Here is a 10,667-nt window from a genome sequence, read left to right on the forward strand (position 1 = left end):
GTGGCCGCGAAGCGGCGGGGTGGAGTGACAGCGCCGGCGCCAGTCACCCCCACCCCCGAGCTTCGCTCGGGACCTCCCCCATCGAGGGGGAGGTAAAGCGCGAGGCCGTTCCGCAGCCGCCGCCGGAGCCAAAGCCCGCCCCCGGCAAGGTCACCGTAACCAAGAAGGTCGAGCAGAAAGCCGGGCCGCAGAAGGCGCCGGAACCGGCACCGAAACGCTCTTGGTTCCAGCGCATGAAGGAGGGGCTTGCCCGCTCTTCCCGGGAACTGTCCGGCAACATCGCCGGCGTCTTCACCAAGCGCAAGCTGGATGAGGACACGCTCCAGGATCTGGAGGACGTGCTGATCCGCGCCGATCTCGGTATGGAAACGGCCCTGCGCATCACCGATTCACTGGCCGCCAGCCGCTACGGCAAGGACGTCTCCGAGGCAGAAGTCCGTGCCATCATGGCGACCGAAGTGGAGAAGGTGCTGACCCATGTCGCTTTGCCGCTGGAGCTCGACCTCAGCCACAAGCCGCATGTCATCCTTGTCGTCGGCGTCAACGGCACCGGCAAGACCACGACCATCGGCAAGCTGGCGGCAAAGCTCACCGATGGCGGCCTATCGGTGATGCTCGCAGCCGGCGACACGTTCCGCGCCGCGGCGATCGAGCAGTTGAAGATCTGGGGCGAGCGCACCAAGTCGCCGGTCATCGCCTCGAAGCTTGGCGCCGATGCGGCAGGTCTTGCCTACGACGCCTTCGAACAGGCCAAGCAAGCCGGCTCCGACGTGCTGATCATCGACACCGCCGGGCGGCTGCAGAACAAGACCGAGCTGATGGCGGAACTGGAAAAGATCGTCCGGGTGCTGGGCAAGCTCGATCCGGAGGCGCCGCACACCGTGCTGCAGACGGTCGACGCCACCACCGGCCAGAACGCGCTCAACCAGGTCGAGATCTTCCGCAATGTCGCCGGTGTCAACGGCCTGGTGATGACCAAGCTGGACGGCACGGCACGCGGCGGTATTCTGGTGGCGATCGCGGCAAAGCACAAATTGCCGGTCTATTTCATCGGCGTCGGCGAACAGGTCGACGACCTCGAACCATTCTCCGCAAGCGAGTTCGCCAGGGCGATCGCTGGAGTAGCGTAACAATCATGATCCCAAAAGTCGCAGACTTTTTGGACAGGATCATGCGCAAGAAGGAAAGCCTATGAACCCGCGCATCCTCGAACGCGACCCGTCCGACCCGCAGAAACAGAAGAAGGAAGGCGTCAATCCGCTGCTCAAGATGGTGCTGGAGCTCGGCCCCTTGATGGTGTTCTTCTTCGCCAACGCGCGCGGCGCATGGCTGACACAGAAATTTCCGGCGCTGGCCGAATTCGGTGGGCCGATCTTCGTCGCCACCGGCCTGTTCATGGCCGCGACGGCGATCGCGCTGATCGCTTCCTGGCTGCTCACCCGCACCTTGCCAATCATGCCGATGGTCTCGGGCGTCGTCGTCTTCGTCTTCGGCGCGCTGACGCTCTATCTGCAGGACGACATCTTCATCAAGATGAAGCCGACCATCGTCAACATGCTGTTCGGCGGCGTGCTGCTCGGCGGGCTGTTCTTCGGCAAGTCGCTGCTCGGCTACGTCTTCGATTCGGCTTTCAGCCTCGATGCCGAGGGCTGGAAGAAACTCACCTTCCGCTGGGGCCTGTTTTTCCTGTTTCTGGCCCTTGTCAACGAAGTGGTCTGGCGGAATTTTTCCACCGACACCTGGGTTACCTTCAAGGTCTGGGGGATCATGCCGATCACGCTTCTTTTCACCTTCAGCCAGATGCCGCTGATCATGCGCCATTCGCTTGAAGGTAAGACCGGAAACGAAGAGAAGGCCGGCAAGTAACGGTTAAGGAGAGGGCATGGAATTCGTCACCACGCGCGAGGTGCTGAGAACGATCTACAAGACGCCTCGGCCGACCGACGGCTCGATCCGCAAGGAATTGAAGGCGCTGGATGGCCACAGCCGTTCCTTCATCGGCAAAAGCCCGTTCGTGCTGATCGGCTCCTCCGACGGCGCCGGCAATGCCGATGTGACGCCGAAGGGCGACAGACCGGGCTTCGCCGCCGTGCTTGACGAGAAGACCATTGCCATCCCCGACCGGCCCGGCAACAACCGGCTCGACACTCTGGAGAACATTCTTCTCAACCCCTCGGTCGGGCTGCTCTTTCTCATTCCAGGCATGAATGAGACTCTGCGCGTCAACGGCGATGCCCGCATCACCGTCGATGCGGCTTTGCGCGAGCGGCTCGCCGTCGACGGCAAGGAACCGCAAAGCGTCGTCCTGGTGACGGTCAAGGCCGCCTACATGCATTGCGCCAAGGCTTTCATGCGCTCCGATTTGTGGAAGCCGGAAACCTGGTACGACCGCGCGACGTTGCCGACGCTCGGCCAGATCCTGCGCGACCAACTGGCGCTCGCCGATTCGGCCGAGGCGACCGACCGCTGGCTGGACGAAGAATACAAACACACCATGTGGTAAATCTGCTCGGGCGCGATCCGCCCGAGAAGACATAGCAATGTGCTCGCTTGCATATTGCTTGGCGGCCGCTCAGTAGGTCTTTGCGCCGTTGACCATCAGCCGGACCATGTAGAGCGAGGTCGTGCCGGCGATGTAGAGGCAGTTCAGCTTGTTGCCGCCGAACACGCAATTGGCGACGACTTCCGGCACCTTGATCCTGCCGATCAGCGTTCCGTCCGGATCGTAGCAATGGATGCCGTCGGCGGCACTCGTCCAGATCCGCCCTTGATCGTCGAGCCTGAAGCCATCGAACAGGCCGGCCGTGCAGTCGGCGAAGACATTTCCGCCGGATACCTTCCTGCCGCCCTCGTCGACATTGAATACCCGCATATGCGCCGGATTCTGGGCGCCATGCGTGCGACCGGTGTCGACGACATAGAGCTTGCTCTCGTCGAGCGAGAAGGCAAGCCCGTTGGGCCTGACCATATCGGTGATCACCGCTTCGATCTCACCGGTGCCGGGGTCAGCCCGGTAGACATGACAGGCGCCGATCTCGCTCTCGGCCTTGTCGCCCTCATAATCCGTATCGATGCCGTAGGTCGGGTCTGTGAACCAGATCGAGCCATCGGACTTGACCACCGCGTCGTTGGGCGAGTTCAGCCGCTTGCCGCGCCATTTGTCGGCGATGGTGGTGATCGAGCCGTCATGCTCGGTGCGGCTGACGCGGCGGCCCGAATGCTCGCAAGTGACCAGCCGGCCCTGCCGGTCGACGGTGTTGCCGTTGGAATTGCCGGACGGCTGCCGGAACACACTGACGTTGCCATCGGTCTCGTCGTAGCGCAGCATGCGGTTGTTGGGGATATCGGACCACACCAGATAACGGCCGGCCGCAAACCAGGCCGGCCCTTCCGCCCACCGGCATCCGGTGAACAGCTTGTCCACCTGCGCATTGCTGTTGAACAGTCGCGCAAAACGCGGATCGAGAATCTCGTAGTCTTCGGCGGCCATGGTTTTCTCCCGGTCATGCAAATCGCTAAGTGCCGGGGCGATCAAGCCAGCCGGAGATCGATATGGCAAGATCGTTGATATCAGATCTTGAGACATTGGGGCGAAACGCGGCAAGGCCGCCCTTGCTCAATGACGGGCCTAAACGACGGCGCTCATGGCCGTTAACCGGCTATGCGCTCAGTGCAATGGTGCATTGCAACATCTTCTTTTGCAACGCACCATAACTATGTCATGCTCCATATCGATCAGGGAGGAACAACCTGCCGCAACAATGCGGCACAGAAGGAACCTCGCTATGATTCTCGACAACCTCATGAGCCGCGCTCGCGCCAGCATCGCCAAGCGCCGGCAATACAACCGCCTCATCGCCGAAATAGACTCCTTTTCCAGCCGCGATCTGGCCGACATGCGCGCCGACCGCAGCGAAATGCTCTACCAGGTCCACAAGCAGATCTACGGCTGAGGCGAACGCATGATCCCGAACCGAAGGTCAGCGCAGCAAAAAATTGCAGACTTTCGGACGAGATCATGCGCAACCAGAACGGTTTGATTCGGCTTAGCCAATCCATTCGATCCAGCGGCCGTGGTAATCGCAATTGGCTAGGCGGCGTGTCTCGCCGCCGGGCCATAGAGTGAGGCTGAGTACCGCCCACTGCTTGGTGGGATCGCGCGGCTCCAGCCGCAGCCTTGCGATAGGCGCAACGGCCGTGGCCTCTCTGCCCGCCTGCTGCAGCGTGGCGGTGATGGCATCCTTGGTCGCCCGCGGCAGGTATTGCCACATGATCGAATGATAGAGCACGAAGGCGCCGCCCTGCTGCTGCCGTGCGGCCAGTGCCTTCTCGACAAAATCCGCCGCGTCCGCTTTGACAAGCAGCGGTTGAAACTTTTCGGCAAGTGACAGCGCGGCGTCGAGCCGGGCCAGCCGTGCCGTCTGATCGGCCCAGACGTAAGACCGAAGCCGTACCCGCGTTGCTGCGTCGGCGCCATCGACCGGCGCGATGTCGCAGCCAGCCCGATGGCGGACGTTGATCGCTCCTCCAAGTGGAACAGCGTGGCCGCGCACCTCCGGTGCCAACCGGACGGGAGAGGCCGGGTCTCCCCACTCGGCATCGCCGTAGCGGTAGTGAAAGCTGTCGAACAGGAGATTGAGCCCGGCGCTGGCACCGATCTCGCACAAGTCCAGCGGCAGGCCGGATTCCCGCGCGATCGTCAGAAATCCAGGCAGCAGCATCGCCGACCGGGCGATTTCATTGGTCTGCGGCGCGCCGGCGAGTCCGGCGACGATCTGCTCGTCGGATCGCGCAATTGCCTCCGGCAGCACCGCCGCGATCTCGGATACGCTTGTCTGGTTGGGCGGGTAGATCACTGCCAGCCGCTCACTGCCACCCGTCAGGACCAACGCATGCAGTGCGCCGCAGAGCCGCAATGCGAGGCCGTCGGCGCGCGCGTCGCCCGGCCAGCCGAGCACCGCCCGCCCGGTCCTGGTGTTTGCGTCGAGAACCTTGGCCAGCGCACGGCATAAATTCGCGGTGAAAGGCGAGCCAAGTCCATCGCAGGCTTTCGCCTGCGCCAGAAAATGCTCGCGGATGTCTCGCTCGTCCATCGCGTTTCCGGTGTCTCAGTCCGGAGCGGCCAGCGCCTTCTCCACCTCCGGCAAAAGCAGCGTCTGCGCCGAGCCTGGCGTCAGCGGGCCGACATGCTTGTAGGCGATCTTGCCGTCCTTGCCGACGACGAAGGTTTCCGGCACGCCGTAGACGCCCCAGTCGATTGCCGCGCGCCCCGCCGCGTCGACGCCGATCGCCTGGAACGGGTTGCCGAGATTGCCGAGGAACCGGCGGGCGTTTTCCGGCTGGTCTTTGTAGTTGAGCGCGGCGATGACGAAGCGCTTGTCCTGCGACAGCGCCAGCAGCACCGGATGCTCGTCGCGGCACGGCCCGCACCACGACGCGAAGACGTTGACCAGCGTAACCTCGCCGGCGAACTGCTTGGAGTCGAGCCCGGGCAAATTCATGCCCTCCAGCGCCGGCAGGTTGGTCGGCGGCGCGGGCAGGCCGATCAGTGCCGATGGCACTTCCGAAGTGTCGCGGCCGGACAGCAGCTGCGTCAGGAACAGTCCCGCCAGCCCGAGGAAAATCAGCAGCGGCAAAAGCACGATCAGGCGCCGCGCGCGCGCTGGCGTTTCCGTTTGCATGCTCATGATTTCCCCGCCTTGTCGGAGCGCCGCCGCACGCCGGACGCTTCCAACTCGGCGAGGTCCCTCTTGCGCGCACGCTGGTCGAACAGGATCCAGCCGATCAGCCCGGCCAGAACCACGGCCGTGATGGCATAGGCAGCGGTCACATAAAGGGCGTGTACGCTCATTTCTCGATCCAAGGCTTTTTGAGCGAAGTTCATAGCTGCACTGGCTGTTCGTCGCAATGAACGGCGTCTGCGGCGGATTTGCGGTCACTAAGAATCGGAAGTTCATCTATTGCGACTGCAGCAGACTGGATATTTTGATTATACGCATGAACTGGCATGTCATGGACAGCCTGACAGCTCCTTCGCAGGTGAGCAGAATTTTGCCCGCGTCGTCCCACATTCTGACTGCGCTCCTGTCATGACTCTGGAATTTCCGAACGCTGATTGACTCGACACCTTCGAACGCGAGTTCAAAATACGCCGCGTTGAATGCTCCCCTTTGACGGGAGGCCGGTAGGGGAGACGGGTCGATATAAAATGCAGGTGCAGGCTAGGCCCGTCTCGACTGATTTCGGCCTTGGTGATCTCGACAGAAGACAGGTCCGGATAGTTGCCGTAGATGGTCTGGAGAAAGATCGGATTTTCTTCGCGTAGCGGCCACATCAGTCCCCCCCATGGCGCAGCGCCAACGCTGCCGCAACCGGCCCCAGCACGGCAAGAAACAAGGTCAGCGCGGCGAGGATGAGGAAAGGCTGCAGGAACGGATCGGGGTTCGCCACCGCGCCATAGCTTGCCGACACGCCAAAGATCAGCACGGGAATGGTCAGCGGCAGCACCAGCACCGAGATCAGCAGCCCGCCGCGCGGCAGCGCCACCGCCACCGCCGCACCGGCAGCGCCGATGAAGGTGATCGCCGGCGTGCCGACCAGAAGGGTCAGCGCCGTGGCGCCGATGCCGATCGGCTCCATATTCATGAACAGGCCGAGCAAGGGTGCCGCGATGACTAGCGGCAGCACGCTTCCCGCCCAATGCGCCAGGCATTTCGTCAGCACGGTCAGCGCCAGCATCTGCCGGTCGTTGCCGAGCACCAGCAGATCGAGGGAGCCGTCTTCCCGGTCGGCCTGGAACAATCGGTCGAGACCGAGCAGGCAAGCGAGCAAGGCGCCGATCCACAGGATCGCCGGGCCGATGCGGGCGAGCAGATTGAGATCCGGTCCGACACCGAAGGGGATCGTCGCGATCACCGCGAGAAAGAAGATCACGCCGGTCAGCGCCCCGCCGCCGGCCCGGATACTCAGGCGGATATCGCGCAGGAAGAGGGCTAGCATGGTGTGAGACGCCCTTGCCCAGGGCAGAGGGGGGCGCGAAGGAATGCCGACATTACCCAGTTTCCCCCATCACCAGCGCTTGTGCCCCCTCGAGCCCCAGTGGCAAATGCGTTGCCGCAATGATGATCCCGCCCTCTCCGCGATGCTGCGTCATCAATCGGGCGAATCGCTCTTCCGAAGCCTTGTCCAGCCCGGCCGTCGGTTCATCGAGCAGCCACAGCGGTCGCCGGCTGACCAGCAATTTTGCGATCGCCGCGCGGCGGCGTTGCCCGGTGGAGAGATAGCCGAACGGCAGATGGCCGATACCATCAAGGCCGACCATTTCCAGCGCCGCTTCAGCGCTCAAAAAATCCGCGCCCGAAAAACCGCGCCAGAAGCGCAGATTTTCAGTCACGCTCAGCGCCGTTTTCATCGCGTTCTGGTGACCGAGATAGTGGCAGGCCGAGGCGACCGAGGGGAGATCCTCGCCGCCACCTTCGATAAGCAAACGGCCTGCCGCCACCGGCAGCAGCCCTGCGACCACCCTGAGCAGTGTCGATTTCCCCGCGCCGTTCGGCCCGGTGACGATCAGCGCCTGGCCTTTCTCAAGGGCAAAGTTAATGCCGGAAAAAACCGCCTCGCCGCCGCGTTCGCCGCCCAGATTTTCGGCGATCAGCCGCATTCCTTGCCCGTCCCGAGAACACCGCGTCACGGCAGCTGCCGCATCGCACAAAATAGCCTTTCGACTGTCTAGAACTATTCCAGGAAATTCTCTATATCCGGGTCATCCGTGCCAGCGGTCGGCACGGGAAGCGAATTAGCGCCGAACCAGCGTACGCGCCGCCTTGAACGGCTCGGGTTGGCTGGGAACGGACAGCGGAAATGGCCGTACCCGCACCTTTGCGCGTGATTGCATGCCATCGGCGTCCGTTCCCTTTCAGGCTGAACAGACAAGGACGGATCGCACGTGTCAAAATCCCTCGATAGTTTCAATTGCCGCCGCACGCTGACCGCAGGCGGAACCGAGTATGTTTATTACGACCTTGTCGAGGCCGAGAAGAACGGCCTCACCGGCATCGCCCAGTTGCCCTATTCGATGAAGGTGCTGCTGGAGAACCTGCTGCGTAACGAGGACGGCCGTTCCGTCACCAAGGAGAGCATCCAGGCGGTCGCCGGCTGGCTGACCGACAGGGGAACCGCCGGCGTCGAGATTGCCTATCGGCCGGCCCGTGTGCTGATGCAGGATTTCACCGGCGTTCCGGCCGTGGTCGACCTGGCCGCCATGCGCGATGCCATGGCCTCGCTTGGCGGCGACCCGCAAAAGATCAATCCGCTGGTGCCGGTCGACCTGGTCATCGACCACTCGGTCATCGTCGATGAGTTCGGCACGCCGCTGGCTTTCGCCCGCAATGTCGAGCTCGAGTACGAGCGCAACGAAGAACGCTACAAATTCCTGAAATGGGGCCAGCAGGCCTTCCGCAATTTCCGCGTCGTGCCGCCCGGCACCGGCATCTGCCATCAGGTCAATCTCGAATATCTCGGCCAGGTCGTGTGGACCAACACTGAAAGCGCCGAAACCACCGCCTATCCCGACACCTGCGTCGGCACCGATTCGCACACCACCATGATCAACGGCCTTGGCGTGCTCGGCTGGGGCGTCGGCGGCATCGAGGCAGAGGCCGCCATGCTCGGCCAGCCCGTCTCCATGCTGTTGCCCGAAGTTATCGGCTTCCGCCTCACCGGCAGACTGAGGGAAGGCGTCACCGCCACCGACCTCGTGCTCACCGTCACCCAGATGCTGCGCAAGAAGGGCGTCGTCGGCAAATTTGTCGAGTTCTTCGGTCCGGGTCTGTCCAACATGACGCTGGCCGACCGCGCTACTATCGGCAACATGGCCCCCGAATATGGCGCCACCTGCGGCTTCTTCCCGGTTGATGGCGAAACCATCCGCTACCTCACCATGTCCGGCCGCGAGGAAAACCGCATCGCGCTGGTCGAGGCATACGCCAAGGCGCAAGGCATGTGGCGCGATACAGGCTCGGCCGATCCGGTCTTCACCGATCTGCTCGAGCTCGATCTCGGCAGTGTCGTGCCGTCGATGGCCGGCCCCAAGCGTCCGGAAGGCCGCGTAGCACTTGAAGGCATTCCGGACGGCTTTGCCAAGGCGATGGAGACCGAATACAAGAAAGCCGCCGAAATCGACAAGCGCTATGCCGTCGAAGGCACCAACTATGATCTCGGCCATGGCCATGTCGTGATCGCCGCCATCACCTCCTGCACCAACACCTCGAACCCGAGCGTGCTGATCGGCGCCGGGCTTTTGGCGCGCAACGCAAACCGGCTCGGGCTCAAACAGAAGCCGTGGGTCAAGACATCGCTGGCGCCGGGCAGCCAGGTCGTCGCCGAATATCTGGAGAAATCCGGCCTGCAGAAGGAACTCGACCAGATCGGCTTCAACCTGGTCGGCTTCGGCTGACCACCTGCATCGGCAATTCCGGCCCGTTGCCGGCGCCGATCTCCAAGACCATCAACGATAAAGGTTTGATTGCCGCCGCGGTGCTTTCCGGCAACCGCAATTTCGAAGGCCGCGTCTCGCCCGATGTGCAGGCGAACTACCTCGCTTCGCCGCCGCTGGTCGTCGCCCACGCGCTGGCCGGGACCGTGACCAAGGATCTGACCACCGAACCGCTTGGCGAGGACCGTGACGGCAACCCGGTCTACCTCCGGGACATCTGGCCGAGCTCGGTCGAGATCCAGGAGTTCATCGAGAAGAACGTGACGCGCGAACTGTTCGCCCGCAAATATGCCGACGTCTTCAAGGGCGACGAATACTGGCAGAACGTCAAGGCGCCGGAAGGCCAGACCTACGCCTGGGACGACCATTCGACCTATGTGCAGAACCCGCCTTATTTTGCCGGGATGACGTCAGGCTTCGGGACAATCGGCGACATCAAGGGCGCCCGGGTGCTCGGCCTGTTCGGCGACAAGATCACCACCGACCATATCTCGCCGGCCGGCTCGATCAAGGCGGCCTCGCCGGCCGGCAAATACTTAACCGACCATGGCGTCGGCGTTGCCGACTTCAATCAATACGGCACACGGCGCGGCAATCACGAGGTGATGATGCGCGGCACTTTCGCCAACATCCGCATCCGCAACCACATGCTGGGCGAGAACGGCCGCGAGGGCGGCTACACCATCCACTATCCGTCGAAGGAAGAGAAATCGATCTACGACGCCGCCATGGAGTACAAGAAGGAAGGCGTGCCGCTGGTCATCTTCGCCGGTGTCGAATACGGCAACGGCTCGTCGCGCGACTGGGCGGCCAAGGGCACCAACCTCCTGGGTGTTCGCGCCGTCATCGCTCAGTCGTTCGAGCGCATCCACCGCTCGAACCTGGTCGGCATGGGCGTCATCCCCTTCGTCTTCGAGGAGGGCACCTCATGGGCGTCGCTCAATCTCAAGGGCGACGAACTGGTCGAGATCGACGGACTGAGCGCCATCAAGCCGCGCCAGAAGATGGTCGCGAAGATCACCTATGGCGACGGCAGGGTGAAGAACATTCCGATCATCTGCCGTATCGATACACTGGACGAGCTCGACTACTTCAAGAACGGCGGCATCCTGCAATATGTGCTGCGCGATCTGGCGGCATAGGAAATTAGGGGAGTAAGGGAGTAGGGCTGTCT

At 62.8% G+C, this 10,667-nt stretch carries 10 protein-coding genes and 1 pseudogene; 5 read left to right on the plus strand and 6 right to left on the minus strand.

What is annotated here, in order from left to right; genetic code table 11:
• The 3 genes from ftsY to EOA85_RS16715 all read left to right on the plus strand — a co-directional run.
• The coding region (ftsY, locus tag EOA85_RS16705) for a signal recognition particle-docking protein FtsY (protein WP_245485820.1) at positions 1 to 1,130 on the plus strand (1,130 nt) is incomplete at its 5' end.
• 61 nt (positions 1,131 to 1,191) lie between these two features.
• Entirely contained in the window at positions 1,192 to 1,866 is a 675-nt protein-coding gene (locus EOA85_RS16710; protein ID WP_127210453.1) for a septation protein A, read from the plus strand.
• 16 nt (positions 1,867 to 1,882) lie between these two features.
• A complete protein-coding gene (locus EOA85_RS16715) occupies positions 1,883 to 2,503 on the plus strand; it encodes a pyridoxamine 5'-phosphate oxidase family protein (protein WP_065007272.1) in 621 nt (206 codons plus the stop codon).
• A gap of 69 nt (positions 2,504 to 2,572) precedes the next feature.
• Here the strand turns inward: EOA85_RS16715 and EOA85_RS16720 are convergent, their stop codons facing one another.
• Positions 2,573 to 3,490: an SMP-30/gluconolactonase/LRE family protein gene (locus EOA85_RS16720; RefSeq protein WP_127210454.1), complete on the minus strand. Its 918-nt coding sequence runs from the start codon at positions 3,488 to 3,490 to the stop codon at positions 2,573 to 2,575.
• 295 nt (positions 3,491 to 3,785) lie between these two features.
• On the opposite strand from EOA85_RS16720, the gene EOA85_RS16725 reads away from it, so the two are divergent.
• Positions 3,786 to 3,953: a hypothetical protein gene (locus EOA85_RS16725; protein ID WP_082982266.1), complete on the plus strand. Its 168-nt coding sequence runs from the start codon at positions 3,786 to 3,788 to the stop codon at positions 3,951 to 3,953.
• A gap of 93 nt (positions 3,954 to 4,046) precedes the next feature.
• Here the strand turns inward: EOA85_RS16725 and EOA85_RS16730 are convergent, their stop codons facing one another.
• The 5 genes from EOA85_RS16730 to ccmA form a co-directional block, all read right to left on the minus strand.
• Positions 4,047 to 5,093: a DUF2332 family protein gene (locus EOA85_RS16730; RefSeq protein ID WP_127210455.1), complete on the minus strand. Its 1,047-nt coding sequence runs from the start codon at positions 5,091 to 5,093 to the stop codon at positions 4,047 to 4,049.
• 15 nt (positions 5,094 to 5,108) lie between these two features.
• Entirely contained in the window at positions 5,109 to 5,687 is a 579-nt protein-coding gene (locus tag EOA85_RS16735) for a DsbE family thiol:disulfide interchange protein (protein ID WP_127210456.1), read from the minus strand.
• Positions 5,684 to 5,851 (minus strand): heme exporter protein CcmD, encoded by a 168-nt coding sequence (gene ccmD / locus EOA85_RS16740; RefSeq protein ID WP_029349414.1) that lies wholly within the window; start codon positions 5,849 to 5,851, stop codon positions 5,684 to 5,686. The genes EOA85_RS16735 and ccmD overlap by 4 nt, the downstream gene beginning before the upstream one ends.
• Positions 5,852 to 6,333: 482 nt before the next feature.
• Complete coding sequence (gene ccmB, locus EOA85_RS16745) at positions 6,334 to 6,999, minus strand: heme exporter protein CcmB (protein WP_127210457.1); 666 nt, start codon at positions 6,997 to 6,999, stop codon at positions 6,334 to 6,336.
• A gap of 52 nt (positions 7,000 to 7,051) precedes the next feature.
• The gene (gene ccmA / locus EOA85_RS16750; protein WP_127210458.1) at positions 7,052 to 7,660 is read right to left on the minus strand and encodes a heme ABC exporter ATP-binding protein CcmA; all 609 of its coding nucleotides are present in this window, start codon (positions 7,658 to 7,660) and stop codon (positions 7,052 to 7,054) included.
• A 285-nt stretch (positions 7,661 to 7,945) separates the two neighbouring features.
• On the opposite strand from ccmA, the pseudogene acnA reads away from it, so the two are divergent.
• A pseudogene (gene acnA, locus EOA85_RS16755) lies at positions 7,946 to 10,635 on the plus strand (aconitate hydratase AcnA).
• Positions 10,636 to 10,667 lie beyond the last annotated feature (32 nt).

Origin of the sequence: Mesorhizobium sp. M5C.F.Ca.IN.020.29.1.1 (assembly GCF_003997375.1) — a bacterium.
GTDB classification, from domain to species: domain Bacteria; phylum Pseudomonadota; class Alphaproteobacteria; order Rhizobiales; family Rhizobiaceae; genus Mesorhizobium; species Mesorhizobium wenxiniae.